At 70.3% G+C, this 18,962-nt stretch carries 16 protein-coding genes; 3 read left to right on the forward strand and 13 right to left on the reverse strand.

Translation table 11 applies throughout. From position 1 onward, the window contains the following. Window positions 1-64: 64 nt before the first annotated feature. The 9 genes from pssA to ACWGJM_RS09600 all read right to left on the reverse strand — a co-directional run bounded on the left by pssA (window position 65) and on the right by ACWGJM_RS09600 (window position 11,023). A complete protein-coding gene (pssA, locus tag ACWGJM_RS09560) occupies window positions 65-883 on the reverse strand; it encodes a CDP-diacylglycerol--serine O-phosphatidyltransferase (RefSeq protein ID WP_453411237.1) in 819 nt (272 codons plus the stop codon). A 22-nt stretch (window positions 884-905) separates the two neighbouring features. Beyond that, complete coding sequence (locus ACWGJM_RS09565) at window positions 906-1,562, reverse strand: phosphatidylserine decarboxylase (protein ID WP_453411238.1); 657 nt, start codon at window positions 1,560-1,562, stop codon at window positions 906-908. 169 nt (window positions 1,563-1,731) lie between these two features. After that, window positions 1,732-2,937 (reverse strand): acyl-CoA dehydrogenase family protein, encoded by a 1,206-nt coding sequence (locus ACWGJM_RS09570; RefSeq protein WP_453411084.1) that lies wholly within the window; start codon window positions 2,935-2,937, stop codon window positions 1,732-1,734. A 3-nt stretch (window positions 2,938-2,940) separates the two neighbouring features. After that, complete coding sequence (locus ACWGJM_RS09575; RefSeq protein ID WP_453411239.1) at window positions 2,941-3,468, reverse strand: MaoC family dehydratase; 528 nt, start codon at window positions 3,466-3,468, stop codon at window positions 2,941-2,943. Between the two features lie 5 nt (window positions 3,469-3,473). Beyond that, window positions 3,474-4,433, reverse strand: a complete 960-nt coding sequence (locus ACWGJM_RS09580; RefSeq protein WP_453411085.1) for an HpcH/HpaI aldolase/citrate lyase family protein — start codon at window positions 4,431-4,433, stop codon at window positions 3,474-3,476. Next, complete coding sequence (locus tag ACWGJM_RS09585) at window positions 4,430-6,457, reverse strand: protein meaA (protein WP_453411086.1); 2,028 nt, start codon at window positions 6,455-6,457, stop codon at window positions 4,430-4,432. The genes ACWGJM_RS09580 and ACWGJM_RS09585 overlap by 4 nt, the downstream gene beginning before the upstream one ends. Window positions 6,458-6,466: 9 nt before the next feature. Beyond that, window positions 6,467-7,804: a crotonyl-CoA carboxylase/reductase gene (gene ccrA / locus ACWGJM_RS09590; RefSeq protein WP_453411240.1), complete on the reverse strand. Its 1,338-nt coding sequence runs from the start codon at window positions 7,802-7,804 to the stop codon at window positions 6,467-6,469. Between the two features lie 440 nt (window positions 7,805-8,244). Beyond that, complete coding sequence (locus ACWGJM_RS09595; RefSeq protein WP_453411087.1) at window positions 8,245-9,054, reverse strand: TetR family transcriptional regulator; 810 nt, start codon at window positions 9,052-9,054, stop codon at window positions 8,245-8,247. A 163-nt stretch (window positions 9,055-9,217) separates the two neighbouring features. Continuing rightward, on the reverse strand, window positions 9,218-11,023 hold the full coding sequence (locus ACWGJM_RS09600) for a 3-hydroxyacyl-CoA dehydrogenase family protein (protein ID WP_453411088.1): 1,806 nt from the start codon (window positions 11,021-11,023) through the stop codon (window positions 9,218-9,220). Window positions 11,024-11,413: 390 nt separating this feature from the next. Between ACWGJM_RS09600 and ACWGJM_RS09605 the strand changes: the two genes are divergently transcribed. Beyond that, the gene (locus tag ACWGJM_RS09605) at window positions 11,414-11,989 is read left to right on the forward strand and encodes an adenylosuccinate lyase (RefSeq protein WP_453411089.1); all 576 of its coding nucleotides are present in this window, start codon (window positions 11,414-11,416) and stop codon (window positions 11,987-11,989) included. A gap of 7 nt (window positions 11,990-11,996) precedes the next feature. Here ACWGJM_RS09605 and ACWGJM_RS09610 read toward each other — a convergent pair whose 3' ends face one another. From ACWGJM_RS09610 to ACWGJM_RS09625, 4 genes are all read right to left on the reverse strand, one after another. Continuing rightward, window positions 11,997-12,497: an N-acetyltransferase family protein gene (locus ACWGJM_RS09610; RefSeq protein ID WP_453411241.1), complete on the reverse strand. Its 501-nt coding sequence runs from the start codon at window positions 12,495-12,497 to the stop codon at window positions 11,997-11,999. Between the two features lie 20 nt (window positions 12,498-12,517). Next, complete coding sequence (locus tag ACWGJM_RS09615; protein ID WP_453411090.1) at window positions 12,518-12,934, reverse strand: Rid family hydrolase; 417 nt, start codon at window positions 12,932-12,934, stop codon at window positions 12,518-12,520. 62 nt (window positions 12,935-12,996) lie between these two features. Further along, window positions 12,997-14,583: an alpha/beta hydrolase gene (locus ACWGJM_RS09620; RefSeq protein WP_453411091.1), complete on the reverse strand. Its 1,587-nt coding sequence runs from the start codon at window positions 14,581-14,583 to the stop codon at window positions 12,997-12,999. Between the two features lie 135 nt (window positions 14,584-14,718). Continuing rightward, complete coding sequence (locus tag ACWGJM_RS09625; protein WP_453411092.1) at window positions 14,719-15,771, reverse strand: Rv2578c family radical SAM protein; 1,053 nt, start codon at window positions 15,769-15,771, stop codon at window positions 14,719-14,721. Between the two features lie 179 nt (window positions 15,772-15,950). Here ACWGJM_RS09625 and ACWGJM_RS09630 point away from each other — a divergent pair, with 179 nt between their 5' ends. Further along, window positions 15,951-16,394, forward strand: a complete 444-nt coding sequence (locus ACWGJM_RS09630) for an SRPBCC family protein (protein ID WP_453411093.1) — start codon at window positions 15,951-15,953, stop codon at window positions 16,392-16,394. A gap of 138 nt (window positions 16,395-16,532) precedes the next feature. Next, on the forward strand, window positions 16,533-18,926 hold the full coding sequence (locus tag ACWGJM_RS09635; RefSeq protein WP_453411094.1) for an MFS transporter: 2,394 nt from the start codon (window positions 16,533-16,535) through the stop codon (window positions 18,924-18,926). Window positions 18,927-18,962: the final 36 nt, after the last annotated feature.

The following is an 18,962-nucleotide window of genomic DNA, read 5'->3' on the forward strand; positions in this document are numbered from 1 at the left end:
CGCGGGGTGGAAAAGACGGAAGGCCCCGGACCGGTGGGGTCCAGGGCCAACGTCGGTGTGTGCGCTACGGCAGTTGGGCCGCCCGCGCCTCCCGCCGGTTGTCGCGGAAGTTGTTCACCCGGCGGGCCGTGGCGAACAGCGGGATCACCGCGCCCATGACGAGTTGCAGGGCGCAGCCCGTCTGGAGGAGAAGCTGGCCGCTGGGGGCGTCGAAGGCCCAGGCGGCCAGGAGACCCATGGAGAGGACGATCCAGGAGAGCATCGCGACCGCGAGGCGGCCCCGCGGTTTCGGGTACTCCACGCGGCTCACCATCAGCCACGCCGTGCCCAGGATGGCGAGGAGCGTCGCCACGAAGGGGAGTTCCAGGAGGACGATGGAGACCACCGTCAGCGCGCCGAACGGCGATGGCATGCCCTGGAACATGCCGTTCGCCGGTGTCACGCACGAGAAGCGCGCCAGGCGCAGCACCACGGCCAGGAGCACCACGATCGCCCCCAGCGCCGCGACTCTCTGGTGCGCGTCGTCCGCGACCATGCCGTAGACCAGCACGAAGTATGCCGGCGCCAGGCCGAAGCTGATCAGGTCGGAGAGGTTGTCCAGCTCCGCGCCCATCGGGGAGGAGCGCAGCTTGCGCGCCACCAGGCCGTCGAACAGGTCGAAGACCGCCGCGCAGCACATGAGGATGACCGCCGTGGCCGCGCTGTGGCGGCCCATGCCCGTTTCCTGGTCACCCGTGAGGTGCGGGATCAGGATGCCGGTGGTGGTGAAGTACACCGCCATGAACCCGCACGTGGCGTTGCCGAGGGTGAGGGTGTCCGCTATCGAGAGGCGGAGAGAGAGGGGCATCTCCTCCTCTTCGTCCACCTCATCCGCCTCGGGCACCCAGCCCGCCTGTGTCTCCGGATCAATCACGGTCAATGCGAGTCACCCCAGCCACGGTCTTCTGGCCGACCTCGACCGCGACCTCCACGCCCTCGGGCAGGTAGAGGTCGACACGCGAGCCGAAGCGGATCAGACCGATACGGTCGCCCTGCTCGACCTTCGTCCCCTGCGGGATGTACGGCACGATGCGACGGGCCACCGCGCCGGCGATCTGGATCATCTCGATGTCGCCGAGTTCGGTGTCGAAATGCCAGACTACGCGCTCGTTGTTCTCGCTCTCCTTGTTGAAGGCGGGAACGAAGCCACCGGGGATGTGTTCGACCGACGTCACCGTGCCCGACAGGGGCGCGCGGTTGACGTGGACGTTGAGCGGGCTCATGAAGATCGCGACGCGGGTACGCCCGTCCTTCCACGGCATGATGCTCTGCACCACACCGTCGGCGGGCGAGATGACCCGGCCTTGGGTGATCTCGCGCTCGGGGTCGCGGAAGAACCACAGCATGCCCGCGGCGAGCGCGGTGGCGGGCACGGCGACGGCCTTGGCGGCGCCGGAGCGGCGTGCGCGGGCCAGGCTGAGGGCTGCGGTGGCGACGGTCGGGAGAAGCCACGGCGATGCTCCGCGCGCGAGGCGTGTGCCGACCAGGCTGTCGCGAGGTGCAGAGGTTTGGCTGTGGGGCATGGATGACCTTCGTAGCGGATGATGCCGCACTGGAACGGGGGACGGCGGCTTTACCGGATGGTACCGGTCGCGGGCCGCAACTGGGCAAGCCAGGAAGCCGAGTCGGCGGCCGAAGAGCGTTGACGGGGTGTGATCTTCTTCTCGAAGAAAACACCCCGCATCCGGACAATCAGCCTTGGAACCGATACTCTTCGAGCAATCTGCGACCGATGATCATTTTCTGGATCTCGGCGGTGCCTTCACCGATGAGCAGCATCGGAGCCTCACGATAGAGGCGCTCGATCTCGTACTCCTTGGAGAAGCCGTAGCCGCCGTGGATCCGGAAAGAGTCCTCCACGACTTCCTTGCAGTACTCGGAGGCGAGGTACTTCGCCATCCCTGCCTCGAGGTCGTTTCGCTCGCCGGAGTCCTTTTTGCGTGCGGCGTTGACCATCATGGCATGCGCGGCCTCGACCTTGGTAGCCATCTCCGCGAGCTTGAACTGGATCGCCTGGTGCTGGGCGATCGGCTTGCCGAAGGTGTGCCGCTGCTGGGCGTACCGGACACCCAGCTCGAACGCACGCTGTGCGACGCCGCAGCCACGCGCCGCCACATTCACGCGGCCGACCTCCACGCCGTCCATCATTTGGTAAAAACCTCGACCGGTGACGCCTCCGAGCACCCGATTGGCCGGAATCCGCAGCCCGTCCATGATCAGTTCGGTGGTGTCCACGCCCTTGTAGCCCATTTTGTCGATCTTGCCCGGGATGGTGAGGCCGGGGCGGGGCTCGCCGAAGCCGGGCTCCTTCTCCACCAGGAAGGTCGTCATCGACTTGTGGGGCGCCGTGCCCTCGGGGTGTCCTTCGTCACTTCGGACCAGGACGGCCACCAGGGACGAGGTACCGCCGTTCGTCAGCCACATCTTCTGGCCGTTCAGGACGTACTCGTCGCCGTCCTTGACCGCCTTCGATGTGATCGCCGACACATCGGAACCGAGGCCCGGCTCGGACATCGAGAACGCGCCCCGGATGTCACCGGCCGCCATCCGGGGCAGGAAGTGGTCCTTCTGCTCCTGCGTGCCGTGCTGCTTGAGCATGTACGCCACGATGAAGTGCGTGTTGATGATGCCGGAGACCGACATCCAGCCGCGGGCGATCTCCTCGACGCACAGGGCGTAGGTGAGGAGCGACTCGCCCAGGCCCCCGTACTCCTCGGGGATCATCAGACCGAAGAGGCCGAGTTCCTTCAGGCCGTCCACGATCGCTTGCGGATACTCGTCGCGGTGCTCGAGCTCGGTCGCGACCGGAATGATCTCCTTGTCGACAAAGTCCCGAACGGTGGAGAGGATCTCCTGCTGGACGTCGGTCAGACCGGCGGTCTGGGCGAGACGGGCCATGGCTTACTTCTCCGACTTCTTTTCCGCAGGCGCGGTCAGCTCCGGGCGGCCCGGCTGCTCGCCGCCGCGCTCCTTGATGTACGTCTCGGTCGGCACCATCACCTTGCGGCGGAATACGCACACGAGGGTGCCGTCCTGCTTGTAGCCCTTGGTCTCGACGTAGACGATGCCGCGGTCGTTCTTCGACTTCGACGGCCACTTGTCGAGGACGGTCGTCTCGCCGTAGATCGTGTCGCCGTGGAAGGTCGGCGCCACGTGCTTGAGCGACTCGATCTCCAGGTTGGCGATCGCCTTCCCCGAGACGTCCGGGACGGACATACCGAGCAGGAGGGAGTAGATGTAGTTGCCCACGACGACGTTCTTGCCGAAGTCCGTGGTCTTCTCGGCGTAGTTGACGTCCATGTGGAGCGGGTGGTGGTTCATGGTGAGGAGACAGAACAGGTGGTCGTCGTACTCGGTGACCGTCTTGCCCGGCCAGTGCTTGTACGTCGCCCCGACCTCGAACTCCTCGTAGGTGCGCCCGAACTGCATCGTCCTCACGCCTCCGGGATCTCGAACTTGCTGGTGCGCTGCATGCCAGCGGCGCGGCCCTTGCCGGAGATGACCAGGGCCATCTTGCGGCTGGCCTCGTCGATCATCTCGTCGCCGAGCATCGCGGAGCCCTTCTTGCCGCCCGCCTCGGACGTGTAGTAGTCGTACGCGTCCAGGATCAGCTCCGCGTGGTCGTAGTCCTCCTGGGAGGGGGAGAAGATCTCGTTGGACGCCTCGACCTGGCCCGGGTGCAGCACCCACTTGCCGTCGAAGCCGAGCGCCGCGGCGCGCTGGGCGACCGCGCGGTAGCCGTCGATGTTGCGGATCTGGAGGTAGGGGCCGTCGATCGCCTGGAGGTTGTTGGCGCGGGCGGCCATCAGGATCTTCATCAGGATGTAGTGGTAGGCGTCCGCCGGGTAGCCGGGCGGCTGCTCGCCCACGACCAGCGACTTCATGTTGATCGAGGCCATGAAGTCGGCCGGGCCGAAGATGATCGTCTCGACGCGCGGGGAGGCCTGCGCGATCTCGTTGACGTTGTTGAGGCCCTGCGCGTTCTCGATCTGCGCCTCGATGCCGATCTTCCCGACCTCGAAGCCCATCGTCTTCTCGATCTGCGTCAGCAGCAGGTCCAGTGCGACGACCTGCTGGGCCGTCTGCACCTTCGGCAGCATGATGCAGTCGAGGTTCTGGCCGGCGCCCTCGACGACCGTGACGACGTCGCGGTACGTCCATTCGGTCGTCCAGTCGTTGACGCGCACGACCCGCGTCTTGCCCGTCCAGTCGCCCTCGTTGAGGAACTTGACGATGGTGTGCCGCGCCTCGGGCTTGGCGAGCGGCGCGCACGCGTCCTCCAGGTCCAGGAAGACCTGGTCGGCGGGGAGGCCCTGCGCCTTCTCCAGGAAGCGGGGATTGCTGCCCGGCACGGCGAGGCAGGAGCGCCGTGGACGAAGACGGTTGACGGTCATGCGGGGACCTCCAGGGGGTCGAGCTTGTTCGCTTTCCGGATCTCGTCGACTATGCGGCCGATGATTCCGGTGATGTCGAAGTCCTTCGGGGTGAACACCGCGGCCACTCCGGCGGCCCTGAGCTGCTCGGCATCACCGTTGGGGATGATGCCACCGGCGATCACCGGTATATCTGTGGCACCGGCCACACGCAGCCGTTCGAGCACGTCCGGGACCAGCTGGGCGTGCGAACCGGACAGGATCGACAGACCCACCGCGTGCACGTCCTCGGCGAGGGCCGCGTCCACGATCTGCTCGGGCGTGAGCCGGATGCCCTGGTAGACCACCTCGAAGCCGGCGTCACGGGCCCGTACGGCGATCTGCTCGGCGCCGTTGGAGTGCCCGTCCAGACCGGGCTTGCCGACCAGGAAGCGCAGCTTGCCGACGCCCAGCTCACGGGCGGTGGCGTCCACCTTGGCGCGGACGTCGGCGAGGGCCGAGCCCGCCTCGGCGGCGACGGCCACCGGCGCCGAGGAGACCCCGGTCGGCGCCCGGAACTCCCCGAACACCTCGCGCAGCGCACCCGCCCACTCGCCGGTCGTGACCCCGGCGCGGGCGCACTCCAGGGTGGCCTCCATCAGGTTGTCGGTGCCCTTGGCGGCCTCCTTCAGCCGCTCCAGCGCCTTGCACGGGCGCGGGTGGTTGAAGGGCGGCTGGTACCGCGTGTCGCGCCAGTGCTGGAGCGAGGCGATGACGCGGGCCTCGACCGCCGGGTCGACGGTCTGGATCGCGGTGTCCAGGTCGGCGGTGAGCGGGTTCGGCTCGGTGGTCTCGAAGATGTTGACGCCGATGATCTTCTCCTGCCCGGACTCGATCCGGGCCCGGCGCTCGGCGTGCGAGGCGACCAGCTGCGACTTGAGGTAGCCGGACTCCACGGCGGCCATCGCGCCGCCCATCTCCTGGATCCGCTCGATCTCCGCGAGGGACTCCTCGACGAGCTCGCCCACCTTCGCCTCGATCACCGTCGAGCCCTCGAAGATGTCCTCGTACTCCAGCAGATCGCTCTCGTGCGCGAGCACCTGCTGGATGCGCAGGCTCCACTGCTGGTCCCAGGGCCGGGGCAGGCCCAGGGCCTCGTTCCAGGCGGGCAGCTGCACGGCACGCGCGCGTGCGTCCTTGGAGAGGGTCACGGCCAGCATCTCGAGCACGATCCGCTGGACGTTGTTCTCGGGCTGCGCCTCGGTCAGGCCGAGGGAGTTGACCTGGACGCCGTAGCGGAAGCGGCGGTGCTTGGGGTCCTCGATGCCGTAGCGCTCGCGGGTGATCCGGTCCCAGATCCGGCCGAAGGCGCGCATCTTGCACATCTCCTCGACGAAGCGGACGCCCGCGTTCACGAAGAAGGAGATACGGCCGACGACATCGCCCATGCGCTCCTGCGGCACCTGCCCGGAGTCGCGCACGGCGTCGAGGACGGCGATCGCGGTGGACATCGCGTACGCGATCTCCTGGACCGGCGTGGCGCCCGCCTCCTGCAGGTGGTAGCTGCAGATGTTGATCGGGTTCCACTTCGGTATGTGGGAGACCGTGTACGCGATCATGTCGGTCGTCAGACGGAGCGACGGCGCCGGCGGGAACACATGGGTGCCCCGGGACAGGTACTCCTTGACGATGTCGTTCTGGGTCGTGCCCTGGAGCTTGGTGATGTCCGCGCCCTGCTCCTCGGCGACGACCTGGTAGAGCGCCAGGAGCCACATGGCCGTGGCGTTGATCGTCATCGAGGTGTTCATCTGCTCCAGGGGGATGTCCTGGAACAGCCGGCGCATGTCACCGAGGTGCGCGACCGGCACACCGACCCGGCCGACCTCGCCGCGGGCGAGGATGTGGTCGGAGTCGTAGCCGGTCTGCGTCGGCAGGTCGAACGCGACCGACAGGCCGGTCTGGCCCTTGGCGAGGTTGCGCCGGTACAGCTCGTTGGACGCCTCGGCGGTGGAGTGACCGGCGTAGGTCCGCATCAGCCACGGCCGGTCCTTCTGACGCTCGCTCATGTGCGCCTCTCAGATGTTCCGGAAGCGGTTGATGGCGTCGATGTGCTTGGCGCGCTTCTCCTCGTCGCGCACGCCCAGGCCTTCCTCGGGCGCCATGCACAGGACGCCGACCTTGCCCTGGTGGAGGTTGCGGTGCACGTCGTAGGCGGCCTGGCCGGTCTCCGCCAGGGAGTAGACCTTGGACAGCGTCGGATGGATCTTGCCCTTGGCGATGAGGCGGTTGGCCTCCCAGGCCTCGCGGTAGTTGGCGAAGTGGGAGCCGATGATCCGCTTCAGGGACATCCACAGGTAGCGGTTGTCGTACTCGTGGTTGTAGCCCGAGGTGGAGGCGCAGGTGACGATCGTGCCGCCCTTGCGGGTGACGTACACGGAGGCGCCGAAGGTCTCGCGGCCCGGGTGCTCGAAGACGATGTCGACGTCCTCGCCGCCGGTGAGCTCGCGGATGCGCTTGCCGAAGCGCTTCCACTCCTTCGGGTCCTGGGTGTGCTCGTCCTTCCAGAACTTGTAGTCCTCGGCGGTGCGGTCGATGATCGCCTCGGCGCCCATCGAGCGGCAGATCTCCGCCTTCTGCGGGCTGGAGACGACACAGATGGGGTTGGCGCCGCCGGCCAGCGCGAACTGCGTGGCGTACGAGCCGAGGCCGCCGCTCGCGCCCCAGATGAGCACGTTGTCGCCCTGCTTCATGCCGGCGCCGTTGCGGGAGACCAGCTGCCGGTAGGCGGTGGAGTTGACCAGGCCCGGGGCGGCGGCCTCCTCCCAGCTGAGGTGGTCCGGCTTGGGCATCAGCTGGTTCGACTTGACGAGCGCGATCTCCGCGAGGCCGCCGAAGTTGGTCTCGAAGCCCCAGATGCGCTGCTCGGGGTCGAGCATGGTGTCGTTGTGGCCGTCGCTCGACTCCAGCTCCACGCTCAGGCAGTGCGCGACGACCTCGTCACCGGGCTTCCAGGCGTTGACGCCGGGACCGGTGCGCAGGACGACGCCCGCGAGGTCGGAGCCGATGATGTGGTACGGCAGGTCGTGGCGCTTGGCCAGCTCGTTGGTGCGGCCGTAGCGCTCCAGGAAGCCGAACGTCGACAGCGGCTCGAAGATCGACGTCCACACGGAGTTGTAGTTGACCGAGGAGGCCATGACGGCCACCAGGGCCTCGCCCGGGCCGAGCTCGGGCAGCGGCACCTCGTCGAGGTGGATCGACTTGCGCGGGTCCTTGTCGCGGGTCGCGAGGCCCGCGAACATCTCCGTCTCGTCCTTGTGCACGGTGATCGCGCGGTACGACTCGGGGAGCGGCAGAGCGGCGAAGTCGGCGGACGTGGCGTCCTTCGACTGGATCGCGTCCAGGATGTCCTTCACGGTCACGGTGTTGCCTCCGGCGGTGAGCGCCCTGAGGGAGGGGCGCTGAGGGTTCGTCGGTGCTGCGATGAGTGCTGCTGAGGGTTGGTGAGGAGTGCCGTCGGTTCGGCGGTGGTGCTTCGGCAGCGCTTTGTGGCGCGGGAGGTTGCCTGTGACGCAGGCGTCCGGGCGCGCAGGCCGTCCGGCTTGCGGGGACAGCCGACGCGCGAAAGGTCGCTGCGCGCCGGCCGCCCGGACTCCTTCAACGTATGACACCCCGTGTCATGTCGCAAGGCACTGAGTGCCAGAACTTCCTCTCACCTGAAATCTTTACGTAACAAATGAGCGATGATCGATCGAACGGGCCCTGAAATCCGCGCGAAAAGGTGCCCTGACATGCCAAAACGGCCACCCGGTGGGGTGGCCGTCATCACAGCGGCGAAGGGTGCCGGAGGGCGCGCTCAGCGGTCCTTGAGAGCCTCCTCGATGGCCCGCATGACCTCGTCCAGCGGGGCGTCGGTGCGCGCGACCGTCACCAGCACCTCGCCGCCCGAGGCGACCGCCGCCGGGGCCGGCCTGGGGGCGGTGTCGCGGCCGGCGCCGATGCCGGTGCCGAAGGTCTTCCGCACGATCGCGAAGGCGTGGTCGAGCTGGGCCTCGACATCGCCCTGCCCGTCGGCCCTGAGCCAGCGGCGCAGGACGTGGTTGTGGGCGGTGACCACGGCGGACGCGGCGACCTCCGCCAGCAGCGGGTCGTCGTTGGCGTCGTCGTCGTGCGCGTGCTCGTCGAAGTGGCCGAGGAGGTAGCGGGTGAACAGACGCTCGTAGCGGGCCACCGACGCGATCTCCGCCTCACGCAGGGTGGGCACCTCGCGCGTCAGCTTGTAGCGGGCGACCGAGATCTCCGGCCGGGCCGCGTACATCTTCATGACTTCCTTGATGCCGCGGCACACGGTGTCGAGCGGGTGCTCGTGGGCGGGGGCGGCGTTGAGGACCGCCTCGGCGCGGATCAGTGTGTCGTCGTGGTCGGGGAAGATCGCCTCTTCCTTGGAGCGGAAGTGGCGGAAGAAGGTGCGGCGCGCGACCCCGGCCGCGGCCGCGATCTCGTCGACGGTGGTCGCCTCGTACCCCTTGGTCGCGAACAGCTCCATCGCGGCTGCCGCCAGTTCTCGGCGCATCTTGAGCCGCTGGGCGGCGGCACGGCCGCCTGCGGCACTCTCCGGCGCGTCGGGCGTGGCTGGTGTACGGGAGGACTTGGCGGGCTGGGACATGACCCGAACGTACTGCATGCGCGCAGCTCGATGCGCAGGTCCGGGGTTTCCCCCGCCCTGGGAGGGCGGGGGGCCGCCGGGTCGGGTGGACGGGGGGCCGCCGGGTCGGGTGGGCGGAGGAGACGCAGCCGAGTCGAGCAGTCCGCCCCAGTCCCCGGGACGGTCAGCGGCGGGCATATTCGCGGAAGCCGCGGCCGGTCTTGCGGCCGAGGCAGCCCGCGGCCACCAAGTGCTCCAGGAGCGGCGCCGGGGCCAGCCCCGGGTCACGGAACTCGCGGTGCAGCACCTTCTCGATCGCCAGGGAGACGTCGAGCCCGACCACGTCCAGGAGCTCGAAGGGGCCCATCGGGTAGCCGCCGCCCAGCTTCATCGCCGCGTCGATGTCGTCCAGGGACGCGTAGTGCTCCTGCACCATCTTGACCGCGTTGTTCAGGTACGGGAACAGCAGCGCGTTCACGATGAAACCCGCGCGGTCACCGCAGTCCACCGCGTGCTTCCTGATCCTGACGCAGACCTCGCGGACCGTGGCGTGGACGTCCTCGGCCGTCAGCACCGTACGGACGACCTCGACCAGCTTCATCGCCGGCGCCGGGTTGAAGAAGTGCATGCCGATCACGTCCTGCGGACGCGAGGTGGCGCGGGCGCAGGCGACGACCGGCAGCGAGGAGGTCGTGGTCGCCAGGACCGCGCCCTGCTTGCAGACCTTGTCCAGCGTCGCGAACAGCTGCTGCTTGACCTCCAGGTCCTCGGCGACCGCCTCGACGGCCAGGTCCACGTCCGCGAAGGCGTCGTAGGAGCCCGCCGGGGTGATCCGGTCCAGGGTCTCGGCGGCGGCCTCGGCGGTCAGCCGGCCCTTGTCGACAGAGCGGGCCAGGGACTTGCCGATGCGGGCCTTCGCGGTCTGCGCCTTCTCCTCGCTGCGGGCGGCCAGAACGACGTCGTACCCGGCCTTGGCGAAGACCTCGGCGATGCCGGAGGCCATGGTGCCGGAGCCCGCGACACCCACGGAGCGGACCGGACGGCCGGAGGTCCCGGAGCCGGCGGAACCGGGTGTCAGGGCGTCCGGCACGACGGTGGCGCTGCCCGGCGCCTCGTACGTGTAGAAACCGCGCCCCGACTTGCGGCCGGTCAGGCCCGCCTCGCTGAGCTGCTTCAGGATCGGGGCGGGGGCGTGCAGCCGGTCGCGGGACTCGGCGTACATGGCGTCCAGGACGGTCCGCGCGGTGTCGATGCCGATCAGGTCCAGCAGAGCGAGGGGGCCCATCGGCAGGCCGCAGCCGAGCCGCATCGCGGCGTCGATGTCCTCGCGGGAGGCGTACTTCGCCTCGTACATCGCGGCGGCCTGGTTGAGGTAGCCGAACAGCAGGCCGTCCGCGACGAAGCCGGGGCGGTCACCGACCGCGACGGGCTCCTTGCCCAGGTCGAGGGCGAGATTCGTGACCGCGGCGACGGCCGTCGGCGCGGTCAGCACGGAGGAGACGACCTCGACCAGCTTCATCGCCGGGGCCGGGTTGAAGAAGTGCAGGCCCAGCACGCGCTCCGGACGGGCGGAGTCGGCGGCCAGGCGGGTCACCGACAGGGCGTTGGTGCCGGTCGCCAGGATCGTCTCCGGCCGCACGACGCCGTCGAGTTCACGGAAGATCTGGTGCTTGACCTCGTACGACTCCGGGGCCACCTCGATGACCAGGTCGGCGTCGGCGGCGGCCGTGAGCTCGGTCGCGGTGCGCACCCGGCCGAGGAGGTCCGCGCGGTCCTGCTCGGTGAGCTTCCCGCGCCGCACGGCGCGGGCGGTGGAGGACTCCAGCGCGGCGACGGACCTCGCGGCCTGGGCCTCGCTGATGTCGATGCCGATCACCTCGCGGCCGGCCTTGGCGAGGACCTCGGCGATGCCGGTGCCCATGGTGCCGAGGCCGACGACGGCAATGGTCTTGAGCTGGGACAGAGGGGTGTCGGACAGGGGAGTGGCCATCGCGGACTCCAGGAATGAGGGTGACGACGAGAGCGCGCCGGGTGCGCCGAGGGGCGCACACCGGGGCGTGCAGAGCTGCGTGAATGCGGGTGTTCGCCGGGCTGACTAGCGCACACGCCCGGTGCCGTCGCGGCGGGCAGGAGCGCCCGGGGAACGGCGGATCCGACCGGCTCTGTCCCGAAGCCGAGTCGTACTGCGGTACACGATGTACCGAAACACGGTGTACCGAACCGACCAGCGCTCACGACGGCCGCGTCACCAAACCGTCGCGAGCGAATGCGAGTGGGTAACTCGCTCGTCTGAGCTTAACTCGCCGGTAACGAGCACGCCAGCCCCCTGAGTTTGTGATGTAGGTCCCTCTCGCCGGACAACACCCCTACGCTGGGCTTCGTGGACGAAGAGTTGCGATCGCTCACCGAGCGTATACGGCAGGAGTCCGGGGACTCGGCGGCGTACGAGCGCCTGGCGGCGACCGGCGACCTCGACGAACTGGCGGACGTGCTCACCGCGGCCGGACAGCCGCTGTGGGCCAGGGAACTGGCCGCCTTCAGGCTCGGGCTGGCGGGCGACCGGCGCGCCTTCGAGTCCCTCGTGCTGCTGCTCAACCACCGTGACCCGCCGCGCTGCGCCTCCGCCGCCCACGCCCTGGCCCGCCTGGGCGACCCGCGGACCGCCCGCGCCGCCGCGGCGCTGGCCACCAACGAACTGCGCGTCGCCTACGCCCTGCACCCGGTACGGCTCCTGGTTCAGCTGCGCGCCCCCGAGTCCGTGCCCGCGCTGATCACCACCCTGGAGCGGCGGCTGCGCCCGAACGACCCCTATCGCCGGGTGGCCCTCGCCTGCGTGGAGGGGCTCGGCGAGCTGGGGGACGACCGGGCCAGGCGGGTACTGAACGAGTCCCTGGCGCACCCGGCGCTCGCCGAGGCGGCGGTGCACGCGCTGGCCCGGATCCCGAAGCAGCGGTGAGCCCGCGTCAGCCGGCCGGCTCGCGCACGTACCGCACCTCGGGCACGTCCACCCCGTCCACCTCGAAGGGCCCCGCGGCGCCGTCCGCGCGAAAACCCGCCCGCTCGTAGAAGCGGCGGGCGGGGGTGTTCTCCTTCAGGACCCAGAGGAACATCCGCGGGTGCCCGGCGGCCGCGGAGCGCCGCAGCGACTCGTGCAGGAGGGCCCGGCCGATGCCGGTTCCGGAATGCCGATCGTCTACATAAATCGCATACAGTTCACCGTCTCCGGTGTGCGCGTCCCCATCCCGGTACGGGCCCAGCGCCGCCCACCCGAGAACTTCACCGCCCCGCTCGGCGACCAGGTTCACCACGCTCCCGTTCCCCTGCCCGAACCGGGCCCGGCGCCGCGCCGCGTCCTCGGCCACGCTGAGCGCGTCGAGATACGACTGCGGCATGAGCCCCCGGTAGGCGGTCTGCCAGCCGCGGACGCGTATCCCGGAGACACGGTCGCAGTCGGCGAGGGTCATGTCCCGGACCAGCGCGTCGCTCACGGCGCCACCACGGCGAGCGCCTCGACCTCCATCAGGAACTGCGGAGCGGCCGGCGCGGCCGCCTGGACGGCCGAGGCGGCGGGCGGCCGGTCGTCGGGTATGTGTGCGGCACGGGCCGCCCGGATCGCGGGCAGGTGCGCGATGTCCGTGACGAAACAGGTGAGCCTGACGACGTCCTCGAAGGCCGCCCCGGCCGCGGCCGGGCACCTCAGGTTCTCGAAGACCTGGCGTGCCTGGGCCGCCGGGCCGCCCTCGCCGACGAGCTCGCCGTCCTCGTCGACGAGCTCGCCGCCCTCGCCGAGGGCGAGTTGGCCGGAGACGGCGACGAAACGGCCGGTGCCGAGGACGGCATGGCTGTACCGGGTGGCGGGCGCGACTCCGTCGGGGGCGGCGATCCTGGTGGGCTCACTCATGCGTCAATGGTGAACCATGAGGTGCGACACCGCCCCTGACGGCCCGTCGGGCAGGGGCGTGGTCAGCCCCTGAAGCCGAGCAGCCGGTGCAGGCGTGCCCCGCGGGACGAGGTGGACGCCGTCCTCGCGGCGAGCGGCTTGGGGTCGGGCAGGGTCCGGCACACCGCGTCGGCCTCGCCGCCGCCGTGCGGGAGCTCGCCATCGGCGAGGTAGGCGGACAGGTAGGTGTCCAGGCAGGTGTTGCCGCTCAGCGTGATGCCGTGGTTGCCGCCGCCCTGCTCGACCACCAGGCTGGAGCCGGCGAGGAGGCGATGGACCGTCACGGCGCCCTGGTAGGTGGTGGCCGCGTCGTGCGTCGCCTGGAACAGCAGGGCGGGCGGCAGTTCGCCGTTGGCCACGTTCACCGGGCGCAGGGTGTCCGTCGGCCAGAACGCGCACGGTGCGTTGTACCAGGCGTTGTTCCAGGCCATGAAGGGCGCGCGGTCGTACACCGCCCAGGTGTCCTTGCGCCACTGGTCGAAGTCGCGCGGCCAGGAGACGTCACGGCACTGCACCGCGGAGTAGACGCTGTAGCCGTTGTCGTCCGAGGAGTCGACCGCGCCCAGCTTGTCGTACACCTCGACGAGCGGGCCGGCGTCCCTGTCGTGGACGTAGGCCGCGAACGCCTCGGCGAGGTAGGGCCAGTAGCCGTTGTAGTAGCCGCCGGGGATGAAGGTGTCCTCCAGCTCGGCGGCGCCGACCCTGCCGCCCGCGGGCTTCCTCGCGAGCGCCGCCCGCATCGCGTACCACGCGGCCTCGACCTTCGCGGGGTCGGTGCCGAGCCCGTAGGTCGAGTCGTACGTGGCGATCCACGCCATCAGGGCGCGGTGGCGGTCGTCGAAGGCGTAGTCCTGGCCGAGGTTGTCGTCGTACCAGACGCCGGTCGGGTCCACGACGGAGTCCAGGACCAGACGGTGCACCCGCTGCGGGTAGAGCTTGGCGTAGACGGCTCCGAGGTAGGTGCCGTAGGAGTAGCCGAAGTAGCTGACCTTCTGCGCGCCGAGGGCCTGCCGGACGGTCTCCAGGTCCCGGGCGGCGCTGACGGTGTCGATGTACGGCAGCACACTCGCGTACTTCTTGCCGCAGGCGGCGGCGAAGGCCTTCGCGCGGGTGACGCCCGCCTTCTCCAGCGCGGGCGTGGCGGGGACGGTGTCGGGGCGTACGGGACCGAAGGAGCCGGACGCGCAGTCCAGCGCGGGGCTGCTCCTGCCGACGCCGCGCGGGTCGAACCCGATCACGTCGTACTGGCCGGCCACCGCCCTGGGCAGCACCGAGGCGACGAAGCCGGCCAGTGTCAGACCGCTGCCGCCGGGGCCGCCGGGGTTGACCAGCAGCGGGCCCTGGTAGGTCTTCGCGGTGTGCGGTACGCGGGAGAGGGCGAGCGTGATCTGCCGTCCGGCCGGGTGGGCGTGGTCGAGCGGCACCTTCAGGGACGCGCACTGAAGCGTCGGATAGTCGGTGGTGCCGCACTTCTTCCAGGCGGGCTCGGCGGCCGGGGCGGCGGCCGCGGGCTGCGCGGTCCGCTGCGTGCTCGCGCCGGCGGGGACGGCCGTGACCGACCCGGCGAGGACGGTGGCGGCAGCCCACAGCGCGGCTGCGCGGGTTCTCATGGGTCCTCCCGGGACGGAGGGGGCAAGGACCGCGAGGGTCACGGTCCTTGCCGGATCGTCCCGACAAGCGCACCCGCGAGAACGTGTTGTGCCGATACTTGACCCGATTGGGCCGTGGGATGCCCTCGAACGCTCTCAGATCAGGGTGAGTTGCGTCGGCTCCCCCGTGCCGGAGCCGGCGGAAAGGGGTTCGGCCGGCTCGGGCGGGTGGATCCTGCGGTGCGTGCCCGCGCGCGTGGGGCCGATGCCGTACTCCTCGGCCAGCTCGTGGACCTGACGGGTGATCCGGCGCTGGTACCACTTCGGCGCGTAGGCGCCCTCCGCGTACAGCCGCTCGTAACGGCGCACCAGATGCGGGTGGCGGGCGGTCAGCCAGGACATGAACCACTCACGGGCCCCGGGCCGCAGGTGCAGCACCAGCGGGGTGACGGAGGTGGCCCCGGCGGCCGCGATCGCCCGCACGGTGGCCCGCAGCTGGTCGGGGTGGTCGCCGAGGAACGGGATCACCGGCGCCATCAGCACCCCGCAGCCGATGCCGTGCTCGCCCAGGGTCCGTACGACGTCCAGGCGCCGCTCGGGCGCGGGCGTGCCCGGCTCCACGGTCCGCCACAGGTCCTGGTCGGTGAAACCGACGGAGACCGAGATCCCGACGTCCGTGACCCGCGCGGCCCGGGTGAGCAGGTCGAGGTCGCGCAGGATCAGCGTGCCCTTGGTCAGGATCGAGAAGGGGTTCGCGCGCTCGGTGAGGGCGGAGATGATCCCCGGCATCAGGCGGTAGCGGCCCTCGGCGCGCTGGTAGCAGTCGACGTTCGTGCCCATCGCGACGTGCTCGCCCTGCCAGCGGGGCGAGGCCAGCTGGTGGCGCAGCAGCTCGGGCGCGTTCACCTTGACCACGATCTGGGTGTCGAAGCCGATGCCCGTGTCGAGGTCCAGGTAGCTGTGCGTCTTGCGGGCGAAGCAGTACACGCACGCGTGCGTGCAGCCCCGGTAGGGGTTCACGGTCCACTCGAAGGGCATGCGAGAGGCGCCCGGCACCCGGTTGAGGATGGAGCGGGCCCGGACCTCGTGGAAGGTGATCCCTGCGAACTCCGGCGTGTCGAACGTCCGCGTGGTGACCGTGCCGGCATCGAACAGTGCGGTGTCGGCCCGGCCGTGCTCGGACTCGGCTGTGAGGTTCTCCCAGCGCATCAGGCCTCCTCGGTAGCGCTGAGCACAGAATAGAACACCTGTTCCCATGATCGTGCAAGAGTGGTTTCCGACCGCATGACAACCGCATCGGACAGCCGCGGGCACCCCGATTTGGGTGGCCGGGGACCGGGGTGGTTGGCTTGCCCCAACCCCGAGAACACAGGTCCTGGAGGAACGCAATGGCGCAGGTCGAGGCCACCACGGAGCGGGTCGTCGCAGCGGACGCGGAGAAGGTGTTCGACGCCCTCGCCGACTACACCGGCACGCGCGAGAGGCTGCTGCCCGAGCACTTCAGCGAGTACGAGGTGCGCGAGGGCGGCGACGGCGAGGGCACCCTCGTCCACTGGAAGCTCCAGGCCACCAGCAAGCGGGTCCGCGACTGCCTCCTCGAGGTCAGCGAGCCCACCGACGGCGAGCTGGTCGAGAAGGACCGCAACTCCTCCATGGTCACCACCTGGCGCGTCACCCCCGCCGGAGAGGGGAAGTCCCGCGTCGTCGTCACCACCACCTGGAAGGGTGCCGGCGGCATCGGCGGCTTCTTCGAGAAGACCTTCGCCCCCAAGGGTCTCGCCCGCATCTACGACGCCGTCCTCGCCAAGCTCGCCGCCGAGGTCGAGAAGTAACCCGAGCCTCCCTCACCGGTTCGAGTGGATGTCCACACGGCCCGGTACGGTGCCGTAACTCGTCGCGCTTGCTCGTAGTTGTCCCCGATGAGTGGTTACGCGGGGAATCGTGCGGCAGCGCGACGAGGGGAGCGGCACGTGGGCGGGACGATTCTGGTGCAGGACGGGCCGGCCGTGACACCCGACCGGCCATCCGCCCCACCGCCCGCACCGGCCACCGCACTCAGCCCCCGCCGCGTGCGGCTGATCTTCGCCGGGCTGATGCTCGCCCTGCTCCTCGCCGCCCTGGAGCAGATGATCGTCGCCACCGCGCTGCCCAGGATCGTCGGCGAACTGCACGGCCTGGACCGCATGTCCTGGGCGATCACCGCCTATCTGCTCACCTCCACCGTGGGCCTGCCCGTCTACGGCAAGCTCGGCGACCTCGTCGGCCGCAAGGGCGTCTTCCAGTGCGCGATCCTCGTCTTCGTCGCCGGCTCCGCCCTCGCCGGGCGGGCGCAGAGCATGGACCAGCTGATCGCCTTCCGCGCCGTGCAGGGCGCCGGCGCCGGCGGGCTCATGACCGGCGTGCAGGCGATCATCGCGGACATCGTGCCGCCCCGCCGGCGTGGCCGCTTCCTCGGCCTGATCGGCGCCGCCTTCGGCCTCGCCTCCGTCGCCGGACCCCTGCTCGGCGGCTACTTCACCGACCACCTCTCCTGGCGCTGGTGCTTCTACGTCAACGTGCCCTTCGGCCTGCTCACGCTGGCCGTCGTCACCGCCGTGCTCAAGCTGCCCAAGCCGCCCTCCCGGGGCCGCCGCTTCGACCTGCTCGGCACACTGCTGCTCACGGCGGCCTCCACCTGCCTGGTGCTGCTGACCAGCTGGGGCGGCACCGAGTACGCCTGGGACTCACGCGTCGTCCTCGGCCTCGGCGCCGGCGCGACGGCGGCCACCGCCCTGTTCGTCCTCGCCGAGCACCGCGCCACCGAACCCCTCATCCCGCTGCGGCTGTTCCGCGACTCCGTCTTCACCGTCACCGGCCTGATCGGACTGGTCGTCGGCGTCGCCCTGTTCGGCGCCGCCGGCTACCTGCCGACCTTCCTCCAGATGGTCGACGGCGCCTCCGCCACCGAGTCCGGCCTGCTCATGCTGCCCATGATGGGCGGCATCGTCGGCGCCTCCGTCGTCGCCGGCCAGCTCATCAGCCGCACCGGCCGCTACAAGATCTACCCCGTGCTCGGCGGCGCCCTCTCCGCGGCCGGCATGTGGCTGCTGTCCCGGCTCGAGACCGACACGCCCCGGCTGCACTACGGCATCTGGATGGCCGTCCTCGGCGCAGGCATCGGCATGGTGATGCCCGTCCTCGTCCTCGCCGTGCAGAACTCGGCACGCCCCGCCGACCTCTCCACCGTCACCAGCGCCAACAACTACTTCCGGCAGATCGGCGGCTGCGTCGGCGCCGCCGTCTTCGGCACCCTCCTCACCGACCGGCTCACCGACGCCCTGCACCGGCGCCTCCCCCCGCGCGCGGGTGCCCGCCTCCCCGACCCGGAGTCGCTCACCCCACGGCTCGTGCACGCGCTGCCGCCCGCGCTGCGCGACGCCTGCGTCGCCGCCTACGCCGACGCGATGCCCCGGATCTTCCTCTACCTGGTCCCGGTGCTCGTCCTCGGCCTGCTGCTCGCCTTCTTCCTCAAGGAGAAACCACTGGTGTCCCACATCGCCTCCGCCACCGACCAGGAGACCGCGTCGGTGACCGCCCAGATCCCGCACGCCCGTTCGCCGTACACCGCCGGAATCCCGGTCTGCGGCACGGTGCAGCACCACGACGGGACCGTGGTGCCCCGCGCGGCACTCACCCTGATCGACGTCGCCGGACAGCAGGTCGGCCGGGGCGCCAGCGGCGAGGACGGACGGTACGCGCTGGCCACGCCCGGCCCGGGCTCGTACGTACTGATCGCCGCCGCGGGCGGCCACCAGCCGCAGGCCGTCTCCGTCACCGTCGGCGAACGCCCCGTCGAACTCGACGTCGTCCTCGGCGGCGCCGGACGCCTCGCCGGTGCGGTGCTCACCGCCGACGGCACCCCCGTACGGGACGCCACCGTCACCCTCACCAACGTGCACGGCGAGGTCGTCGCGAGCACCCGCAGCGGACGCGAGGGCGGCTACGTCATCACCGAACTCGTGGCCGGCGAGTACACCCTCGCCGCCAGCGCGCCCGCCTTCCGGCCCGCCGCGCTCCCCGTCACCGTCCAAGCCTCCCGGGAGACCCGCCAGGACGTCGAACTCGCCGGCGGCGCCCTGCTGCGCGGCACCGTCCGGGCCGGCGGCGGACGCCCCGTCGAGGACGCCCGCGTCACCCTCCTCGACGCCGCCGGCAACGTCGTCGACACGCTCACCACGGGCGGCGACGGGACGTTCCGGTTCGTCGACCTCTCCTCCGGCGAGTACACCGTCATCGCGGCGGGATACCCGCCCGTGGCCACCGTGCTCCAGGTGGCGGGCGGCGGCAGGACCGAACGAGACCTCCAACTGGGGCACGAGGACTGACGTCTTCGACTGCCCGTACCGGTGCATAGCGTGCGC

It is taken from the genome of Streptomyces sp. NPDC054834 (assembly GCF_053611185.1).

Coding starts and splice junctions, on each gene's coding strand:
- ACWGJM_RS09615 (WP_453411090.1), bottom strand. CDS start 12,934: ATGAGTGAGCCCACCAGGATCGCCGCCCCCGACGGAGTCGCGCCCGCC.
- ACWGJM_RS09630 (WP_453411093.1), top strand. CDS start 15,951: ATGGCGCAGGTCGAGGCCACCACGGAGCGGGTCGTCGCAGCGGACGCG.
- ACWGJM_RS09625 (WP_453411092.1), bottom strand. CDS start 15,771: ATGCGCTGGGAGAACCTCACAGCCGAGTCCGAGCACGGCCGGGCCGAC.
- ACWGJM_RS09575 (WP_453411239.1), bottom strand. CDS start 3,468: ATGCAGTTCGGGCGCACCTACGAGGAGTTCGAGGTCGGGGCGACGTAC.
- ACWGJM_RS09595 (WP_453411087.1), bottom strand. CDS start 9,054: ATGTCCCAGCCCGCCAAGTCCTCCCGTACACCAGCCACGCCCGACGCG.
- ACWGJM_RS09610 (WP_453411241.1), bottom strand. CDS start 12,497: ATGACCCTCGCCGACTGCGACCGTGTCTCCGGGATACGCGTCCGCGGC.
- ACWGJM_RS09585 (WP_453411086.1), bottom strand. CDS start 6,457: ATGAGCGAGCGTCAGAAGGACCGGCCGTGGCTGATGCGGACCTACGCC.
- ACWGJM_RS09620 (WP_453411091.1), bottom strand. CDS start 14,583: ATGAGAACCCGCGCAGCCGCGCTGTGGGCTGCCGCCACCGTCCTCGCC.
- ACWGJM_RS09570 (WP_453411084.1), bottom strand. CDS start 2,937: ATGGCCCGTCTCGCCCAGACCGCCGGTCTGACCGACGTCCAGCAGGAG.
- ACWGJM_RS09600 (WP_453411088.1), bottom strand. CDS start 11,023: ATGGCCACTCCCCTGTCCGACACCCCTCTGTCCCAGCTCAAGACCATT.
- ACWGJM_RS09580 (WP_453411085.1), bottom strand. CDS start 4,433: ATGACCGTCAACCGTCTTCGTCCACGGCGCTCCTGCCTCGCCGTGCCG.
- ACWGJM_RS09565 (WP_453411238.1), bottom strand. CDS start 1,562: ATGCCCCACAGCCAAACCTCTGCACCTCGCGACAGCCTGGTCGGCACA.